Origin of the sequence: Streptomyces sp. NPDC005808 (genome assembly GCF_042871385.1) — a bacterium.
GTDB lineage: Bacteria > Actinomycetota > Actinomycetes > Streptomycetales > Streptomycetaceae > Streptomyces.
This window is the reverse complement of the sequence record NZ_JBIAIK010000021.1, coordinates 111,085-128,807: the sequence shown is the minus strand read 5'-3', so window position 1 is coordinate 128,807 and position 17,723 is coordinate 111,085. Positions and strand designations below refer to the sequence as shown.

Below are 17,723 nucleotides of genomic sequence, written 5' to 3'. Positions count from 1 at the left end.
CGGCGTCATCGAGCAGACCCGCCGGCACGCCGCCGTCGCCGCCCTCCTGCGCGTCCCCCACGTCGTCCTCGCCGTCAACAAAATGGACCTCGTCGAGTACAAGGAGTCCGTTTTCGCGGCGATCGCCGAGGAGTTCACGGCGTACGCCTCCGAGCTGGGCGTTCCCGAGATCACCGCGATCCCTATCTCGGCGCTCGCCGGTGACAACGTGGTGGAGCCCTCCGCGAACATGGACTGGTACGGCGGTCCGACGGTGCTCGAGCACCTGGAGACGGTTCCGGTCAGCCACGATCTGGCGAGCTGCCACGCCCGGCTGCCCGTCCAGTACGTGATCCGCCCGCAGACCGCCGAGCACCCGGACTACCGGGGTTACGCGGGGCAGATCGCGGCCGGCACCTTCCGCGTCGGCTCCCCGGTCACGGTCCTGCCGTCGGGGCGTACGTCGACGATCGCCGGGATCGATCTGCTGGGCACGCCGGTCGACGTGGCCTGGACCCCGCAGTCGGTGACCCTCCTGTTGGCGGACGACGTCGACATCTCGCGGGGCGACCTGATCGTGCCGACCACGGACGCGCCGCCGATCACCCAGGACGTCGAGGCGACCGTCTGCCACGTCGCCGACGCGCCTCTGGTCGTCGGCCATCGCGTGCTGCTCAAGCACGGCACCCGCACGGTCAAGGCGATCGTCAAGGACATCCCGTCCCGGCTGACCCTCGACGACCTGTCCCTGCACCCGCACCCCGGACAGCTCGTCGCCAACGACATCGGCCGCGTCAAGATCCGTACCGCCGAACCGCTGCCGCTCGACTCGTACGCCGACTCGCGGCGCACCGGCGCGTTCATCCTGATCGACCCCGCCGACGGCACCACGCTGACCGCGGGCATGGTCGGCGAGTCGTTCGCCTCGCCGGAACCGGTCAAGTCCGAGACCGACGACGACGGCTGGGACTTCTGACATGAGCCTCAGAGACTTCTACTCCATGTTCGCGAAGGAGGGCGGCCGGGTCGGCAGCGGCGCCCTCGGCAGCGGGCAGGGCGGAGTCGGGCGATGTGCGCGATGACGTACGCGCACCGCTTGCGCGCCCGATCCCCCCACCCGCCGTCTCGGACACGACGAAGACCTGCCGACCTCCCGGCCACGACCTGAAACGCGTGACCGCCGGGCCAACGAGAGGAACCCCTCCCGTGCCTGCCATCACCTCCGCTGCCGTGAAGCGCGGCCTCACCCTGCTGGCCGCCCTGCCCCTCCTCACCCTCGCCGCCTGCGGCTACGGTTCCGAGGCGAATGACGAGGGCACCACCAAGGTCGCCGCCGGCGCCGAGAAGATCGACGGTCTCGATTCCGTGAAGATCGGCTACTTCGGCAATCTGACCCACGCGACCGCGCTGGTGGGCAACCAGAAGGGCTTCTTCCAGAAGGAGCTCGGTGCCACGAAGGCCGAGTACGCGGTCTTCAACGCCGGCCCCTCCGAGATCGAGGCGCTGAACTCCGGCTCCATCGACATCGGCTGGATCGGCCCCTCGCCGTCCATCAACGGCTACACCAAGTCCAAGGGCACGGACCTGCGCATCATCGGCGGTTCGGCCTCCGGCGGTGTGAAGCTGGTGGTCAACCCGGACAAGATCAAGTCTCTGGCGGACGTCAAGGGCAAGAAGATCGCCACCCCGCAGCTCGGCAACACGCAGGACGTGGCGCTGCTGAACTGGATCGCGGAGCAGGGCTGGAAGGTCGACGCGGAGAGCGGCAAGGGCGATGTGTCTGTCGTCCGGACGGACAACAAGGTCACCCCGGACGCCTACAAGAACGGCTCCATCGACGGCGCCTGGGTGCCGGAGCCGACCGCGTCCAAGCTGGTCGCCGAGGGCGGCAAGGTGCTCCTCGACGAGGCGGACCTGTGGCCGGACAAGAAGTTCGTGATCACGAACATCATCGTGTCGCAGAAGTTCCTCAAGGAGCACCCGGACGTCGTCGAGGCCGTGCTGAAGGGCTCGGTCGAGACCAACAAGTGGATCAACGCCAACCCGGACGAGGCGAAGGCCTCCGCGAACGCGCAGCTGAAGATCGACTCCGGCGCTGAGCTTCCGGCGAATGTGCTGGACCCGGCGTGGAAGTCCATCCAGATCCTCAACGACCCGCTGGCCTCCACCCTCAACACCGAGGCGGACCACGCGGTGAAGGCGGGTCTGCTGGAGAAGCCCGACCTTACGGGCATCTACGATCTCACGCTGCTCAACAAGGTCCTCAAGGCCGAGGGCGAGAGCCCGGTCGACGACGCCGGTCTCGGCGTCAAGTAAGCCCGGTACCCGATGAGTTCCCAGGAGGTGACGACCATGGCCACGACACTCGCCAAGGCTGCCGACGGCGCCGAAGCGGTGGAACACGCCACCCGTATCGAGCACGTCTCGAAGTCCTTCGCCGGGCCCGCCGGGCAGCAACTGGTCCTCGACGACATCACCCTCGATGTCGCGCCGGGCGAGTTCGTCACCCTCCTGGGTGCCTCGGGCTGCGGCAAGTCGACGCTGCTGAACCTGGTGGCGGGGCTCGACGCCCCGTCCGCGGGCAGCATCTCGACGAACGGCCGCCCGGCCCTGATGTTCCAGGAGCACGCGCTCTTCCCCTGGCTGACCGCGGGCAAGAACATCGAACTCGCCCTGCGGCTGCGGGGTGTTGCCAAGACCGAGCGACGCGAGAAGGCCGAGGAACTGCTCGAACTCGTCCGTCTCAAGGGCGCGTACGGCAAGCGCGTGCACGAACTGTCCGGCGGTATGCGCCAGCGTGTCGCGCTGGCCCGCGCCCTCGCCCAGGACAGCCAACTGCTCCTGATGGACGAGCCGTTCGCGGCTCTCGACGCCATCACCAGGGACGTACTGCACGACGAGCTGACCCGCATCTGGCGTGAGACGAACGTGTCGGTGCTGTTCGTGACGCACAACGTGCGCGAGGCGGTTCGGCTCGCGGAGCGCGTCGTCCTGCTCTCCTCGCGTCCGGGGCGGATCGCGCGCGAGTGGACGGTGGAGATCCCGCAGCCGCGCCGCATCGAGGACACCGCCGTGGCGGAGCTTTCTGTCGAGATCACCGAAGAACTGCGTGGGGAGATCCGCCGTCATGGCCAGCACTGAGACCAGGACCGACGCGGTCGTCAAGGACACCCACGACCTCGCCGGTCTGGAGGCGGGCCTCGACGCCCTGGAGACGACCCACACGAGCCGTACTCCCTTCCGGCAGACCTTCGTACAGAAGATCCTGCCGCCGATCATCGCCATCGCGCTGGTGCTGGTGGTGTGGCAGGCACTGATCTCGTTCAAGGTCGTCACCGACCCGAGCAAGCTGCCCTCACCGGGCGCCGTCTGGGACCAGATCGAGCAGGCCTGGCTGGAGGGCAAACTGCTCGGCTACATCTGGACGAGCGTGTCGCGCGGCCTGGCGGGCTTCGTCCTCGCACTCGCCATCGGTACCCCGCTGGGCCTCCTGGTGGCGCGCGTGAAGTTCGTCCGGGCGGCGATCGGCCCGATCCTCTCGGGCCTGCAGTCCCTCCCCTCGGTGGCGTGGGTCCCGCCGGCCGTGATCTGGCTGGGCCTGAACAACTCGATGATGTACGCGGTGATCCTGCTCGGCGCGGTTCCCTCGATCGCCAACGGCCTGGTCTCGGGCATCGACCAGGTGCCTCCGCTGTATCTGCGCGCGGGACGCACGATGGGCGCGACGGGTCTGCGCGGCACCTGGCACGTCGTCATGCCCGCCGCACTGCCCGGCTATGTGGCCGGACTGAAGCAGGGCTGGGCGTTCTCGTGGCGCTCACTGATGGCGGCGGAGATCATCGCGAGCTTCCCCGATCTGGGCGTGGGCCTCGGCCAGTTGCTGGAGAACGGCCGCAACAACAGCGACATGGCGACCGTCTTCCTCGCCATTCTGCTCATCCTGTTCGTGGGAATCGCCATCGACCTGCTCATCTTCAGCCCGCTGGAGCGGTGGGTACTGCGCACCCGCGGTCTGCTGGTGAAGAGCTGAGCCGATCATGCGCCATCAGCCGGTCCTCCTGGTCATCGCCCACGGCAGCCGCGACCCGCGGCACGCCGCGACGGTGCATGCCCTGGTGCGGCGGGTACGGGCACAGCGACCCGGCCTACGCGTCGAGACCGGGTTCCTGGACTTCAACATCCCTTCGGTGAACGGGGTGTTGGAGTCCCTGGCGGCCGAGGGCGTACGGGACGTGGTCGCCCTCCCGCTCCTGCTGACCCGCGCGTTCCACGCGAAGTCGGACATCCCGGCGGTCCTGCGCGCCGCACCGCGTCGGCTCCGCATCCGCCAGGCGGAGGTGCTCGGCCCCTCGCCGCTGCTGCTCTCCGCTCTCGAACGCCGCTTGTACGAGGCCGGGTTGACGCCCGCCGACAGGTCCTCGACCGGGGTCGTACTGGCCTCGGCGGGGTCCACGGACCCGGAGGCGCTCGCCGTGATCGCCGAATTCGCGCGGGAGTGGCGGCACACCGGCTGGCGTGCCGTGCGACCCGCCTTCGCCTCCGCTTCGGGTCCCCGCACGGAGGACGCCGTACGCGAGCTACGTGAACTGGGCTGCGCCCGGGTCGCGGTGGCACGCTATGTCCTCGCACCGGGTTTCCTGCCGGACCGCATCGCACGGGGGGCGGCGGACGCGGACGTACTCGCCGCGGTGCTCGGTCCCGCACCGGAGGTGGCCCGGGTGCTCCTCGACCGGTACGACGAGGCCTCGCGGCCGGCGCTGGCGGCGGTGGGCTGAGTGCCGGTACCTGCCGCGGCCGGTTGAGCACATGCTCGAGGAAGCATTCGACGTCGGCGGGGAGCTGCCGGTACGACGGCTCGGCTATGGCACCGCTCAGCTGACCGGCCCCGGCTACTGGGGACCGCGCGGCGATGCCCGGGACGCGGTGGCCGTACTCCGGCGGGCCGTCGAACGCGGGGTCACGCTGATCGACACCGCCGACAACTACGGTCCGTCGATCGCCGAGGAACTGGTCGCCGAGGCCCTGCACCCCTACCCCCAGGGCCTGGTGATCGCCACGAAGGGCGGTGTCGTCCGGACCAGTGAGAGTGCCTGGCACATCGCCGGACGGCCCGAGCAACTGCGGGCCATGTGCGAGGCGAGTCTGCGCAGGCTGCGGCTCGACACGATCGACCTGTACCAGCTGCACCGACTGGACCCGCACGTGCCGTTGGCCGAACAGCTGGGCGCGCTCGACGAGTTGCGCACGGAGGGCAAGATCCGGCACATCGGCCTCGACAGCATCACCGCCGAACAGCTCGAATCGGCACGGGAGTTGACCGACATCGCCTCCGTGCAGAACTGCTACAACCTGCTCGACCGTTCGTCGGAGGCTCTGCTGCACCTGTGCGAGGCGCACGGCATCGCCTTCCTCCCGTGGTTCCCGCTCGGCAACGGGTCACTTACCTCCGACCCGGTGTGCGCCGAGATCGCCGCAGACCACGGAGCGACACCGGGACAGATCGCACTGGCCTGGCTGCTGCACCGCTCCCCGGTGCTGTGCCCGACGCCGGGTACCGGTTCTCCCACCCACCTGGAGGAGAACCTGGCCGCAGCCGCGGTTCACCTCACCGCCGAGAACATGCGCCACCTGTGCGCGCTGGGTTGACCGAGCCCCGGGGCGGACTTGAGGATGCCGGTCATGGACAGGTCGTACGAGTCGTGCAGGACCTGTGGGGGGGGCCGACACCGAGGACGACCTCGCCCTGATCGACGCCGTAGCCGACGCCAACTCCGACGAGCAGCTACGGCGTCTCTCTGCGGACCCGCGCCTCGCCGTCCGGGACGAGATCACCTCGTACACGACGTACGGCGGCGAGCGGAAGGTCACTCTGCGGCGGCGGTCAGCTCCTCCAGTTTGACAACCGTGTTCCAGTTGCGGGTGGTGGCGGTGATCCCCTTGAGGAGTCTGGGCCTGGCGAGGGCCTCCGCCAGTTTGGAGCGGCCGAGGCCGTCGGGGGCGTACAGGTAGAGGACACGGTCGCCGAGGCGGAACTCCTCCGGCAGGAAGGCCTCTTGGCCGACCGCGGCGAAGCGCTCGGCGTCGACGGGGGCGGAGAAGTACGTGGCATGCAGTTGCTTGCCCTCCAGTTCGGCGGCCGGGAACGGGCACGCCTCCCGGACGGCCTTGAGGTAGGCGTGGTCGCGCACCAGGACGCCGACCGTGAAGCCGAAGTGCTTCTCGACGGCCACCGTCAGCTCGACGGCGAGGGACTCCTCGTCGCCGTGGCCGGCGGTGAAGACGGCGTTGCCGCTCTGGAGATACGTGCGTACGCCGCCGTACCCGAGCCCTTCCATCAGGGTCCGCAGCTCGGCCATCGGCACCTTCTTGGCTCCGCCCACGTTGATCCCGCGCAGCAGCGCCGCGTACGTCGTCGTCATCCGCACACCATAGAGCGAGCGGCCGCCCTGATCACGACCCCCGAGAAGCCCGCGGCGACCATCGGCGTCCCGGTGGCCAGCCTCTCCTGGCTGCCACCCGCCCCGGCGTGCGTGATGAACACGTCGGCCCGGCGGAGGACCGAGAGCTGCGGCACCCACTGGTGCACCTCCACGCTGCCGGGCACCTCGCCCAGCTCGGCAGGGTCGACGAACTTCCCGATCTGCAGGACGACATGCCGGCCCGGCAGCTCACGCGAGACGACACGCCTCGTGCAGTTTGATTTAGGCCCCGGGCGTCCGCACCGTCGAAGGTCCCTCGGCTCATCTCTGGTAGCGGGCCAGCACCAGGTTCCCGTCCTCCACCAATCGCTCTCTCAGCTCGTCCAGCCCGATCGCCCCGCTGTAGTACTCCTGGAACGCGGGGGTCGCGACCTTGTCCTTCCACTCGGGGTAGCCGCGCACGGACTGGGCGGGCGCCGAGCGCAGGTGGGCGGCGAGCGCGGTGCCGGTCGCCCAGTCGTCCTTGGTGGTGTGCAGAGCGGCGTCCTTGAGTGCCTCGGTGCCCGTGGGCAGCATCCAGTCGCCGAGCGCGAGGCGGACCATGTTCTTCGGCCGCAGCAGGAAGTCGATGAACTCGGCGGCCTGCTTCTTGTACGGACTGTCCTCGGCGACGGAGAGGGTCTGCGGACTGACACCCTGGGCAAGGCCGTCCGCGCCGGCCGGGGCGGGCAGCACCTGCCAGTCGAAGCCCTTCGGCGCCTGCTGCACGATCTGCTGACGGTAGGAGAAACCGAGCGGGACCATCGCGTACTTTCCGCCGAAGAACCCGGGCAACGTGTCGGAGCCGCCCATGCCGAGCGTGGTACTGGAGGCGCTCCCGTCCGTGTTCACCTCGTCGTGCACCGTCCTCGGCACCACCTCGTCGGCCGCGTCGAAACGGACCGTCACCCTGCCGTCCGCGCCCCGGTGGAACATCTGCCCGCCGGTGGAGAGGGAGAGGTTGAGGGTCGCGGAGACCGGTTCCTTGAGCGGCCAGGCGACCCCGTACCTTCCGTCGCCGCTGAGTTCCTTCGCGATCGAGCGGAACTCCTCCCACGTCCAGGGGTTGTCCGGCGTCGGAATACGGACGCCCGACTCCTTGAGCCAGTCGGCGTTGGCGATGAGGACGCGCGGCTCCTGGAGGAACGGCACGCCGTAGATCCCGTCCCCGAAGGTCGTCGTCTCCCAACTGCGCTGCGGGATGTCGGACTTCAGCCGGGCGGGCAGCAACTCGCTCAGATCGGCGAGGTAGCCGCCGTACGCGAAGTCCGCGAGGTCGTCCGAGGCGTCATGGATGATGTCCGGCGCCTCACCGCCCTCGAAGGAGGTGAGCAGCTGGTCGTGCACGCTGTCCCAACTTCCCTGCACGTACTCGACCTTGACGTCCCGGTGCGCGGCGTTCCACTCCCGCACCAGCTCCTTGTTGGCGTCGACGGACTCCTGCTGCCAGGCGAGGGACTGGAAACGGAGAGTGATCCGTCCGTCGGAGCCGCCGTCGTCCGAGGAGCAGGCGGTGAGCAGCAGCCCCATGACCAGTGCGAGGATCCATCGCGTACGCATCAGCTCTTCACCGCCCCGGCGAGCATGCCGCCCGTGATCCGCTTCTGGATGATCGCGAAGATGACGAGTGAGGGCAGCGTCGCGAGGAACGCCGCCGCGGCGAGCGGCCCGAGGTCCGCGACCCCCTCGGCCCCGATGAAGTGCGTGAGGACGACCGGGAGCGTCTGTTTCTCCGGGGTCTTGAGGAGCACGAGTGCGAAGAAGAACTCGTTCCACGCGCTGATGAACGCGAACAGTGCCGTCGCCACGATGCCGGGCGCGAGCAGCGGCGCCGTGATGGAGATCAGGGTGCGCAGTCTCCCCGCCCCGTCCACCGCCGCGGCCTCCTCCAACTCGGTGGGTACGGCCCGTACATAACCCACCAGCATCCACAGCGCGAACGGCAGCGCCCACACCACGTACACCATGACCAGACCCGGCAGCGAGTTGATCAGCCGGAGGTTCTTGAGGACCAGGAACAGCGGGATGATCACCAGCACGAACGGGAACGCCTGGCTGACCACGACCCACCCGGTGGCGGCCTTCGCGAGCCGCGTGCGATGCCGTGCCATGACGTACGCCATCGGGGTCGCGATCAGTACGGCGATCACCGCCGCGCCGAACGCCGCGATCAGCGAGTTGAGCGCGGCCCGCAGCAGTGGCTGCTCGTCGAACGCCTGCCGGAAGTTGGCGAGGGTGGGGTCCTCGGGGATCCAGGTGGGGTGCAGGTTCGCCAGCTCACCCGGGGGTTTGAAGGCGGTGGAGATCAGCCAGAGGAAGGGGAAGGCGAGGAAGACGAGATAGCCGAGCAGCGCGAGGTACTGGCCCGCGCGGGCACCCTTACCGGTCCTCATGCGTTCGCACCTCCCCTCAGCCGGCCGACGAGGAAGACGGCGAGGAGGACCGAGATCAATGCGACCATCACGCATCCCATCGCCGCCGCGTAGCCGAACTGGCCGTAGCGGAAGGCCTCTTCGTAGGCGAAGAGCATCGGCAGCCGCGTACGGCCGCCGGGGCCGCCGTTGGTCAGCACGTAGACCAGCGCGAACGAGTTGAAGTTCCAGATGAAGTTGAGCGCCGTGACAGCGAGCGCGACCGGTCTCAGCGCGGGCCAGGTGACCGTCCGAAAGCGGCGCCAGGCGCCGGCGCCGTCCATCGCGGCCGCCTCGTGCAGTTCGCGCGGGGTGTTCTGCAGGCCGGCGAGCAGGGCCACCGTCGTCTGGGGCATGCCCGCCCAGACGCCGACCACGATGACGGCGGGCAGGGCCGTCGCCAGGCCGCTCAGCCAGTCACGGCCGTCTCCGAGGCCGAGGTCGCGCAGCGTCTCGTTGAGGATGCCCGCGTCCGGGTTGTACACGATGCGCCACATGACGCCGACGACGACCTCGGGCATCGCCCACGGGACGATCGCGAGGGCGCGCGCGAGCCAGCGCAGGCGGAGCTCCTGGTTGAGCAGGAGGGCGAGTCCGAGCGCGAGGAGGAACTGCGGCACGGTCACCCCGACCGCCCAGAGCAGCCCGATCCGGAACGAGTCCCAGAACAGTGTGTCGCGCAGCAGGTCCTGGAAGTTGAGCACCCCGATCCACTGCGTGGACCGCGTCCGTCCCGACTGCGAGTCGGTGAACGCCAGCGCGATGCCGTACAGCAGCGGTCCGACACTGAGCACCAGGATCGGGATGAGCGCGGGCAGCACCAGGAACCAGGCGCCGTGGTCGGCGGAACGCCGCTCCGCGCCCGCGCCGGGCGCCCGCTTCGTCGACCGCTTCGCCGACCGCTTCGTCGACCGCTTCGTGGCACTCGCCGATGTCACGTATTCGACTCCTTTGGGCGGCTGGTGGGGTTCTGGCCGCCCAGGCGGCCCCCGTCATCGTGCTCAGGAGCTGACTTCGCGTCAAGGCAGCGCGCAGCCCCCTTTGTGACCGTCCCACCAGTGCGAATGCGACACTGACCGACGTAACTGGCGTGATCGTGACGCCGTGTGCGGGAGTCGGCGAAAGCCATGGGAGGCGCGGGATGGACGAGGCACTGGCGCGGAACGTACTGCGCGCGGCGGGTGTGCTGCCGGAGCCGGTACCCGAAGTTGCTCTCCTCGCCCTGGGCGAGAACGCGGTGTTCGCGGCCGGTGACCTGGTGGTCAAGGTGGGGCGCGACGCCGAACTCCTCGACCGCGCACGGCGGGAACTGGACATCGCGGCCTGGCTCGCCGACGCAGGCGTCCCGGCGGTGCGGGCGGCCGAGACCGAGGCGCGGCTGGTCGACGGCCACCCGGTGACGGTGTGGCACCGGCTGCCCGATCCCGTACGTCCCGCGGAACCGCGAGACCTGGCCGAACTGCTACGGGTCGTGCACGCACTGCCCTCCCCTTCCTTCGCCTTGCCGCCCCGCGAACTGCTGGGCGGTGTGGAGCGCTGGCTGCGCCTGGCGGGCGACGCGATCGACCCCGCGGACGCGGCGTATCTGCGGGCTCGGCGAGACGGTTTCGCGACGGCTGCGGCCGCCCTCGCCCCGCACCTGCCGCCGGGCCCGATTCATGGCGACGCGCTGCCCCGCAACGTCCATGTCGGCCCCGAAGGACCGGTCCTGGTCGACCTGGAGACCTTCTCCGCCGACCTGCGTGAGCACGACCTGGTGGTCATGGCCCTGTCCCGTGATCGCTACGGACTCCCGGCCGAGGCGTACGACTCGTTCACCGGCACGTACGGCTGGGACGTCCGCGAGTGGGAGGGCTGCTCCACGCTCCGGGGAGCACGGGAGACCGCGAGCTGTGCCTGGGTCGCCCAGCACGCGCCGGCCAACCCCAAGGCGCTGGCCGAGTTCGAGCGCCGGGTGGCGTCACTGCGGGACGGCGACGAGAGCGTGCGCTGGTACCCCTTCTAGAGGCTGGTGCCTTTCCGCTTCTGGAGGCTGGTGCCTTTCCGGGAAGCTGGCGCCCCTTCTGGAGCCGGCGCTCTGCAGGCAGGCTCAGACCCGCTCGTCCGCCAGGTCCCGCAGTGGCCATATACCGTCCACCACCGCGTCCGCGTCGCCCTTGCGGCGCAGGAAGCTCTCGAAGTCGGCCGCCCATTCGGCGTACCACTCGATCTGACGGCGGTGCAGCTCCGCCGGGCCGAGCGCCGCGACCTTCGGGTGACGGTCGGCTATCGCACAGGCCAGCCGGGCCGCGGCGAGCGCGTCGGCCGAGGCGTCGTGGGCCGTGTCCAGCGACACCCCGTACTCCGTGCAGACCGCTTCGAGGTTGCGCTTGCCGCGACGGTAGCGGTCCACCGAGCGGTCGATCGTGTACGGGTCGATGACGGGCGCCGGGTCCACGCCGCCGAGACGCTCGCGCAGGGACGGCAGACCGTACCGCCGAAGCTCGGCGGAGAGCAGGGTCAGGTCGAAGGCCGCGTTGTAGGCGACGACCGGGACACCCGACTGCCAGGAGGAGACGAGGACGCCTGCGATCGCCTCGGCGACCTGATCGGCCGGCCTGCCCTCGGCAACCGCCCGTTCGTTCGTGATCCCGTGCACCGCCACCGCGTCCGCCGGGATCTCCACCCCCGGATCGGCCAGCCACTCGCGGTGCCCTTGCAGACTTCCGTCCTTGACCTCGACCACGGCCCCCGTGACGATGCGCGCCTCGCGCGGATCCGTCCCGGTCGTCTCCAGGTCGAAGCCGGTCAGCAGCTCCTGGTGCCAGCCCATGGGCGGCCCCCCTTCTTTGTGGTGCTTTCCCCCAGTGGTCTCCACGATCCCATGCACCACTGACAATCCGAGGGCCGCATTCCACTTCCCGGCCGTGGGGCACCCGCAGGGTCAGGAGACCGGCCGCGAATCCGCCCAGGCCACCTCGAACTCCTCGCGGTATGTCGGGAAGAGTCCCTCCTCGTCGAGCTCGTCCGGTTTGACCACCCGGCCCACGCCGCGCAGTACCAGCACCGGCGCCTCCATGCCCCGCGTCCGGCGCAGATAGGACTGCACGACCCCTATGCCGTCCGAGCCGTCCCCGTCCACGAGGTACGCGGTGAAGCGTGGTGTCTCGTCGTAGACCTGGATCTCGAAGGCGTCCGGGTCGCGCAACTTGGACCGCACCCGGCGCATGTGCAGGATGTTCATCTCGACAGCTCGGCTCAACTCGCCTCGTTTGATGCCGAGTTCACGCTCGCGCCGCTTCACCGCGCTGGACGCCGGATTGAGGAACAGCAGCCGCACCCGGCAGCCCGACTCCGCGAGCCGCACGAGCCGCCGGCCGGAGAAGTTCTGCACGAGCAGGTTCAGGCCGATGCCGATGGCGTCGAGGCGGCGGGCCCCGCCGAAGAGATCCTCGGCGGGGAACTGGCGCAGCAGCCGCACCCGGTCCGAGTGCACGCCGACCACGTCCGCGTACCGGTCGCCGACGAGGTTCTCCACGGCGTCGACGGGCAGCCTGCGTGCGGAGGGCACGTCGCTGCCGGCGCCGAGCATCTCCAGGAGTTTCGACGCGGCCCGCTCGGCCTGCGCGAGGACCGCCTCGGACAGGGCACGGTTGCGCGAGACGACGTTCCGGGTGACTTCCAGTTCGTCCAGGGCGAGTTCGACATCGCGGCGCTCGTCGAAGTACGGCTCGAAGCACGGCCAGTGCTGCACCATCAGCTCGCGCAGCTGCGGAAGGGTCAGGAAACTGAGCACGTTGTCGTCGGCGGGGTCGAGCAAGTACCCCTTGCGGCGGCTGACTTCGCGTACGGCGACCGCGCGCTGCACCCACTCCTGTCCGGCTGGTCCGGCGGCGGCGACCACCCATTCGTCGCCGTGGACGGGTTCGTAGATGGGACGGAGAACAGCGGCCACGACCGCGCGCAGCCGTTGTTCGACCAGGTTCAGCCAGATGTAGGCGCGCCCGGCCCGCTGGGCGCGCGTACGCACCTCGCTCCAGGCGTCGGCGCCCCAGTCCAGTTCCGGTCCGATAGATCCCATTTCCATCGGCCGTGCCAGGGACACCGCACCGGGTGGGACATCTGTGGAGTTCCCCTCGTGACCCTCGTCACCAGGAGGCAACTCCAGCCCTCCCGAGCCCACCCGCGCACCGCCTTCCGCTCCCCCGAGCTCTCGCGTGGAGCAAGCCCCCACTCAACGATCAAGGAAGGGTACTCCGGGAGCGGTCAGCGGTGCAGCCCGATGGACAGGTCGTTTCTCAACTACCGTTTTCCGCTTGCCCGTTCTGGTTGGCAAGGGCCGGCGGAGTGAGCGGATTCATAGCAGTGACATCGCGCGGGGCGATGGAGAAGCCCTGCCAGTGAACCGGCATGGGCTGCTGGTCCTCGTCGCGTGCGACGTGGTGGAAGCCCACGTTGACCCAGGCGACGGGGTGGGTGAGCGTCTGTCCGTTGACCCACTTGTCGACGGAATTACCGGCTCCGGTACCGCAGTTGCCCGGGTTGTTGCTGGCGAACTGTTCGCACTGCTTGTACTCGGTGAAGTAGATGTCGTGCTTGGTGAAGCTGCGCCCCGGGTACTTGGTGGTGGCGCCGGGGACGATCTCGTACGAGCGCGCGTGCCGGTCCTTGTTCTTGCCGATGTCGCTGACGACGCGCCACCAGCGCATGTTCTTCGCGTCGCCCGCGAGTTCCTTGGTGACCTTGGTGAGGGTGGTCTTGTTGGTGGGCCCCTCGTTGGCGTTCGCGGGCGGGCTGACCACGGAGTCGTACTGCTCGACCTTGTTCTTGGCGGAGCCGTCCAAGGCGAACTGGAGCCGCCAGAAGACGTTGTGGCTGTGGCTGGTGGCGTACGACCTGGCTCCCGTGCCGATCGGCCAGCCGCGGCCGTCGCCCGCGTTGTAGTCGCCGGGCGAGAGGCTGCCGGTGGCGCCGACGTTCATGTTGACGGTGCCGTCGTCCTGGAAGCGCCACTCGGTGATGTACTCGTACCAGCCGACCTGGTTGACGGTGTAGATCAGCAGGTCCTTGCCCTGGGCCTGGTAGACCTTGCTCGCCGTGTCGCCCTGCATGCGGTAGGCGTGGCCGCGCGTACGGGTCGTGGTGCACAGGCCGTTGGCGGTGGGGTGCTCCGGGTCCCAGGCATTGGGGATTTTGACCGTCTTGATGGTGCCGCCGGGACACTCGCCCGGGGCCAGATTCATCAGGCCCTGGCCGAAACCGGCGCCGGTGAGGTCGTCGTACTCCGCCTTGCCGTCGTCGTAGGGGACGTGGATCTGTGCGAGCTTGGCGCTGGTGAGGACCTTGATCGGGCCGGCCTCGCCCTTGGGCTGGTACGAGATGTCCTCCAGGACGAGCCCGGCCTCACTCTCGTAGTGCCAGCACATCCGCCAGGTGGTGCCGGTGGAGAGCTTCTGCTCGATCCGGTAGGCCGCACTGCAGTCGGCCGCGGCCACGGGAGCGGCCTTGGGCTGGGCGACCGCGGGTCCCGCGGTGGTGGCCGCGCCGACGAGCAGTACGGCCGCAGAGAGGCCGACCGCCGTCCGGCCGTGGGCACGGCTGATTCCCCGCGGCTGGACGCCGCTGAGCAAACCCTTTACGCGCATGACGAAGTGACTCCTTGCGACAGCAGAAAAGGAGGTGAGTGGGAGAAAGGAGGTGAGTGGGAGAAATGAGCTGGTGGCGGCGCCGGCTAGCCGAGCTTGACGGCCCTGCGGGCGCTCAGGTCGATCACCAGGTCACGGGTGTCGATCCAGGGGCCGTTCCTGACCTTCGGGAAGAGCCGCACACAGCGGTGCGTGCCGCAGTCCGCGAGCGCGGCGGGCCGGGCGCCCGGGGCCGCGCGGAAGACCATGCTGTTGAGGATCAGCTGGTCAGGGGAGGTGAGTTCCTTCCCCGTGGCGTCCCGGTAGTCGGCCTTGAGGCCCGAACCGAGCGGGTCGGCGATGAGCAGTTGGGCGGCTTCGGTCATCTCGTCGCCGCTGATGGGCGGCTGGACACCGTGCTGGGTGCCGGTCCGCTCGACCTCGCCGGTGTCGATATTGACGGTCTTGGTGACCAGCGTGTCGTCCTTGTAGTCGTAGAACCGGACCTCGGCACGGCGCGGCGCGTTCGCGTCGTCCAGTTCATTTTCAGCCGGTTCGGCGAGGTCGACGCCGATCCGCTGCGGGCCGCGGTCCCCTTCCACGTCCTCGGCGGACCTGAGCAGCTGCTGGTTCAGCGCGATGCGCTCGACCCGCTCGGTCTCGTCGTCGGTCAGCGGGTCGCGGCCGATGCCCTCGTCACCCTCGTCCGGCACCTGCTCGACGACACCCGGCTGCACGGCCGCCTGCTCCTGCTGCCCCGTCTCCTGTACGGTCCGACCGCTCGCACCGCTTCCCCCCGAGTCGTCGGCCCCCGCCGAGCCCGGCAGCGTGATACCGATCATCACCGCTGTTCCGGCCACCGCGACGGCCGTACCCGCCACCACCTTGCCCAGATGGCGGCGCACTGTCCTGCGCACATGTCCCCCTACTCCCCTGGTCCGTCCAGGAGTGTTTTCGAGCCCCACTGGTGCGGCACACGACGTATGCCTGGTCATTGGGTAAGAGGGACGTAAGTCATAGGAGGTTCCGCCACTTTCGGGGAGACTCGGCTCGGAGCAGCCCTGCGGGGCACAGCACTACTGGAAGAGTCATATCCATGCAGGTCTGGCCTGGAGAGGCATATCCACTCGGCGCCACGTACGACGGTGCCGGTACCAACTTCGCGGTCTTCTCGGAGGCCGCCGACCGTATAGAGCTGTGTCTGCTGCACGACGACGGCTCGGAGACCGCGGTGGAGCTGCGCGAGAGCGACGCGTTCGTGCGGCACGCCTATCTGCCCGGCATCATGCCCGGACAGCGCTACGGCTTCCGTGCGCACGGGCGGTACGCGCCCGGGCAGGGGCAGCGCGTCAATTCCGCGAAACTGCTGCTCGATCCGTACGCGCGCGCCATCAGCGGTGCGGTCGAGTGGGGCGAGGAGGTGTACGGCTACCACTTCGGGGAGCCCGACAAGCGCAACGACCTGGACTCGGCGCCGCACACCATGACGTCGGTGGTGGTCAACCCGTACTTCGACTGGGGCGACGACCGGCCGCCGCGCACCGAGTACCACCACACGGTGCTCTACGAGGCCCATGTGAAGGGTCTCACCATGCAGCACCCGGAGCTGCCCGAGGAACTGCGCGGCACGTACGCGGCGCTCGCCCACCCCGCGATCATCGAACACCTGACCAAACTGGGTGTCACCGCGCTGGAACTGATGCCCGTACACCAGTTCGTGAACGACCACCGTCTGGTGGACATGGGCCTCAACAACTACTGGGGCTACAACACGATCGGCTTCTTCGCCCCGCACAACGCGTACGCCTCCTGGGGCGACCGCGGCCAGCAGGTCCTGGAGTTCAAGTCGGCGGTCCGGGCACTGCACGAGGCCGGCATCGAGGTCATCCTGGACGTCGTCTACAACCACACGGCCGAGGGCAACCACCTGGGTCCGACGCTGTCCTTCAGGGGCCTCGACAACGCCTCGTACTACCGCCTCGCGGAGGACCAGCGCTACTACACGGACACCACGGGCACCGGCAACTCCTTGCTGATGCGCTCCCCGCACGTGCTCCAGCTGATCATGGACTCACTGCGCTACTGGGTCACCGAGATGCACGTCGACGGGTTCCGCTTCGACCTCGCGGCCACCCTGGCGAGGCAGTTCCACGAGGTGGACCGGCTGTCGTCGTTCTTCGACCTGGTCCAGCAGGACCCGGTGGTCTCCCAGGTGAAGCTGATCGCCGAGCCGTGGGACGTCGGCGAGGGCGGCTACCAGGTGGGCAACTTCCCGCCGCTGTGGACCGAGTGGAACGGCAAGTACCGCGACACCGTACGGGACATGTGGCGCGGCGAGCCCCGCACGCTGGCCGAGTTCGCGTCCCGCCTGACGGGCTCCTCCGACCTCTACCAGGACGACGGCCGCCGCCCCCTCGCGTCCATCAACTTCGTGACGTGCCACGACGGCTTCACGCTGAACGACCTCGTCTCCTACAACAACAAGCACAACCACGCCAACGGCGAGGACAACCGCGACGGCGAGAGCCACAACCGGTCCTGGAACTGCGGTGTCGAGGGCGAGACCGACGACGAGTCGGTCCTGGCCCTGCGGGCACGCCAGAGGCGCAACTACGTCGCCACGCTGATGCTCTCCCAGGGCGTGCCGATGCTCAGCCATGGCGACGAGTTCGCGCGTACCCAGCGCGGCAACAACAACGGGTACTGCCAGGACAGCGAGCTGTGCTGGGTGCCCTGGCCGGAGGAAGGCGGCGAGCTGCTGGAGTTCACGCGCGCGATGGTGTGGCTGCGGCGCGACCACCCGGTCTTCCGGCGCCGCAGGTTCTTCCACGGGCGCCCCGTCCAGGGCACGCACGACGAGCTGTCCGACATCGCGTGGTTCACCCCGGAGGGCGGCGAGATGACCGAGCGCGACTGGGGATCGGCGCAGGCCCGCGCTCTGTCCGTCTTCCTCAACGGCAACGCGATCTCCGAACCCGGCCCACGCGGGGAGCGCATCACCGACGACTCCTTCCTGCTGATGTTCAACGCCTCGCCGCAGTCCCTGGAGTTCGTGGTGCCGGTCAACCACGGGCGCCAGTGGCAGGTGATCGTCGACACGGCACTTCCCGGGGGAGTGGCGCCGGGAACGGGCGCGAAGGTCGAGGCCGGCGACCGGCTGACACTGGTCGACCGGAGCATGGCGGTGCTGCAGCGGCCGGCCTAGACGGTCGCGTTGCCGGTCCCCGCGGGCACGCGCGCGTGGCGAGTTGCTTCCCGCCGACGCGGGGGTG

Annotated in this window: 17 protein-coding genes and 1 pseudogene; 9 read left to right on the top strand and 9 right to left on the bottom strand. The window is 69.2% G+C overall.

From position 1 onward, the window contains the following. The 7 genes from ACFYPC_RS33650 to ACFYPC_RS33620 form a co-directional block, all read left to right on the top strand. Positions 1-955: GTP-binding protein (locus tag ACFYPC_RS33650; protein ID WP_391890710.1), on the top strand; the 955-nt coding region annotated here is incomplete at its 5' end. Positions 956-1,185: 230 nt separating this feature from the next. Continuing rightward, on the top strand, positions 1,186-2,295 hold the full coding sequence (locus ACFYPC_RS33645) for an aliphatic sulfonate ABC transporter substrate-binding protein (RefSeq protein ID WP_391890707.1): 1,110 nt from the start codon (positions 1,186-1,188) through the stop codon (positions 2,293-2,295). A gap of 36 nt (positions 2,296-2,331) precedes the next feature. Continuing rightward, a complete protein-coding gene (locus ACFYPC_RS33640; RefSeq protein ID WP_391890704.1) occupies positions 2,332-3,120 on the top strand; it encodes an ABC transporter ATP-binding protein in 789 nt (262 codons plus the stop codon). Beyond that, a complete protein-coding gene (locus ACFYPC_RS33635) occupies positions 3,107-4,009 on the top strand; it encodes an ABC transporter permease (RefSeq protein ID WP_391890701.1) in 903 nt (300 codons plus the stop codon). Before ACFYPC_RS33640 ends, ACFYPC_RS33635 begins: the two co-directional genes overlap by 14 nt. Positions 4,010-4,016: 7 nt before the next feature. Then, the gene (locus tag ACFYPC_RS33630) at positions 4,017-4,754 is read left to right on the top strand and encodes a sirohydrochlorin chelatase (RefSeq protein ID WP_391890698.1); all 738 of its coding nucleotides are present in this window, start codon (positions 4,017-4,019) and stop codon (positions 4,752-4,754) included. 31 nt (positions 4,755-4,785) lie between these two features. Then, positions 4,786-5,625 carry an aldo/keto reductase gene (locus ACFYPC_RS33625; RefSeq protein ID WP_391890695.1) on the top strand — a complete coding sequence of 280 codons (840 nt, stop codon included), beginning with the start codon at positions 4,786-4,788 and terminating at the stop codon, positions 5,623-5,625. Positions 5,626-5,689: 64 nt separating this feature from the next. Beyond that, positions 5,690-5,878: a hypothetical protein gene (locus ACFYPC_RS33620; RefSeq protein WP_391890692.1), complete on the top strand. Its 189-nt coding sequence runs from the start codon at positions 5,690-5,692 to the stop codon at positions 5,876-5,878. Here the strand turns inward: ACFYPC_RS33620 and ACFYPC_RS33615 are convergent. The 5 genes and pseudogenes from ACFYPC_RS33615 to ACFYPC_RS33595 all read right to left on the bottom strand — a co-directional run bounded on the left by ACFYPC_RS33615 (position 5,844) and on the right by ACFYPC_RS33595 (position 9,786). Continuing rightward, the gene (locus ACFYPC_RS33615) at positions 5,844-6,398 is read right to left on the bottom strand and encodes a DUF1697 domain-containing protein (RefSeq protein ID WP_391890689.1); all 555 of its coding nucleotides are present in this window, start codon (positions 6,396-6,398) and stop codon (positions 5,844-5,846) included. The two genes, ACFYPC_RS33620 and ACFYPC_RS33615, sit on opposite strands and share 35 nt — an antisense overlap. Positions 6,399-6,451: 53 nt before the next feature. Continuing rightward, positions 6,452-6,649: pseudogene (locus ACFYPC_RS33610) on the bottom strand (glycosyl transferase); the annotation flags it as partial. A gap of 70 nt (positions 6,650-6,719) precedes the next feature. After that, entirely contained in the window at positions 6,720-7,997 is a 1,278-nt protein-coding gene (locus tag ACFYPC_RS33605; protein ID WP_391890686.1) for an ABC transporter substrate-binding protein, read from the bottom strand. Then, positions 7,997-8,830 (bottom strand): carbohydrate ABC transporter permease, encoded by an 834-nt coding sequence (locus ACFYPC_RS33600; RefSeq protein ID WP_391890683.1) that lies wholly within the window; start codon positions 8,828-8,830, stop codon positions 7,997-7,999. The genes ACFYPC_RS33605 and ACFYPC_RS33600 overlap by 1 nt, the downstream gene beginning before the upstream one ends. Next, a complete protein-coding gene (locus ACFYPC_RS33595; RefSeq protein ID WP_391890680.1) occupies positions 8,827-9,786 on the bottom strand; it encodes a carbohydrate ABC transporter permease in 960 nt (319 codons plus the stop codon). Before ACFYPC_RS33595 ends, ACFYPC_RS33600 begins: the two co-directional genes overlap by 4 nt. A gap of 203 nt (positions 9,787-9,989) precedes the next feature. Between ACFYPC_RS33595 and ACFYPC_RS33590 the strand changes: the two genes are divergently transcribed. Then, positions 9,990-10,853, top strand: coding sequence for a phosphotransferase enzyme family protein (locus tag ACFYPC_RS33590; RefSeq protein WP_391890677.1), 864 nt, complete (start codon positions 9,990-9,992; stop codon positions 10,851-10,853). Between the two features lie 84 nt (positions 10,854-10,937). Here the strand turns inward: ACFYPC_RS33590 and ACFYPC_RS33585 are convergent, their stop codons facing one another. The 4 genes from ACFYPC_RS33585 to ACFYPC_RS33570 all read right to left on the bottom strand — a co-directional run bounded on the left by ACFYPC_RS33585 (position 10,938) and on the right by ACFYPC_RS33570 (position 15,368). After that, positions 10,938-11,660, bottom strand: coding sequence for a 3'-5' exonuclease (locus ACFYPC_RS33585; protein ID WP_391890675.1), 723 nt, complete (start codon positions 11,658-11,660; stop codon positions 10,938-10,940). Positions 11,661-11,771: 111 nt separating this feature from the next. Beyond that, positions 11,772-13,010, bottom strand: a complete 1,239-nt coding sequence (locus ACFYPC_RS33580; protein WP_391890672.1) for an SAV2148 family HEPN domain-containing protein — start codon at positions 13,008-13,010, stop codon at positions 11,772-11,774. Positions 13,011-13,125: 115 nt separating this feature from the next. After that, entirely contained in the window at positions 13,126-14,472 is a 1,347-nt protein-coding gene (locus ACFYPC_RS33575; RefSeq protein ID WP_391890669.1) for a copper amine oxidase, read from the bottom strand. A gap of 86 nt (positions 14,473-14,558) precedes the next feature. Continuing rightward, positions 14,559-15,368 (bottom strand): Tat pathway signal sequence domain protein, encoded by an 810-nt coding sequence (locus ACFYPC_RS33570; protein WP_391890666.1) that lies wholly within the window; start codon positions 15,366-15,368, stop codon positions 14,559-14,561. A gap of 179 nt (positions 15,369-15,547) precedes the next feature. Here ACFYPC_RS33570 and glgX point away from each other — a divergent pair, with 179 nt between their 5' ends. After that, the gene (gene glgX / locus ACFYPC_RS33565; RefSeq protein WP_391890663.1) at positions 15,548-17,656 is read left to right on the top strand and encodes a glycogen debranching protein GlgX; all 2,109 of its coding nucleotides are present in this window, start codon (positions 15,548-15,550) and stop codon (positions 17,654-17,656) included. Positions 17,657-17,723 lie beyond the last annotated feature (67 nt).

Coding starts and splice junctions, on each gene's coding strand:
- ACFYPC_RS33605 (WP_391890686.1), bottom strand. CDS start 7,997: ATGCGTACGCGATGGATCCTCGCACTGGTCATGGGGCTGCTGCTCACC.
- ACFYPC_RS33630 (WP_391890698.1), top strand. CDS start 4,017: ATGCGCCATCAGCCGGTCCTCCTGGTCATCGCCCACGGCAGCCGCGAC.
- ACFYPC_RS33585 (WP_391890675.1), bottom strand. CDS start 11,660: ATGGGCTGGCACCAGGAGCTGCTGACCGGCTTCGACCTGGAGACGACC.
- ACFYPC_RS33615 (WP_391890689.1), bottom strand. CDS start 6,398: ATGACGACGACGTACGCGGCGCTGCTGCGCGGGATCAACGTGGGCGGA.
- ACFYPC_RS33640 (WP_391890704.1), top strand. CDS start 2,332: ATGGCCACGACACTCGCCAAGGCTGCCGACGGCGCCGAAGCGGTGGAA.
- ACFYPC_RS33575 (WP_391890669.1), bottom strand. CDS start 14,472: ATGCGCGTAAAGGGTTTGCTCAGCGGCGTCCAGCCGCGGGGAATCAGC.
- ACFYPC_RS33625 (WP_391890695.1), top strand. CDS start 4,786: ATGCTCGAGGAAGCATTCGACGTCGGCGGGGAGCTGCCGGTACGACGG.
- ACFYPC_RS33600 (WP_391890683.1), bottom strand. CDS start 8,830: ATGAGGACCGGTAAGGGTGCCCGCGCGGGCCAGTACCTCGCGCTGCTC.
- glgX (WP_391890663.1), top strand. CDS start 15,548: ATGCAGGTCTGGCCTGGAGAGGCATATCCACTCGGCGCCACGTACGAC.
- ACFYPC_RS33590 (WP_391890677.1), top strand. CDS start 9,990: ATGGACGAGGCACTGGCGCGGAACGTACTGCGCGCGGCGGGTGTGCTG.
- ACFYPC_RS33635 (WP_391890701.1), top strand. CDS start 3,107: ATGGCCAGCACTGAGACCAGGACCGACGCGGTCGTCAAGGACACCCAC.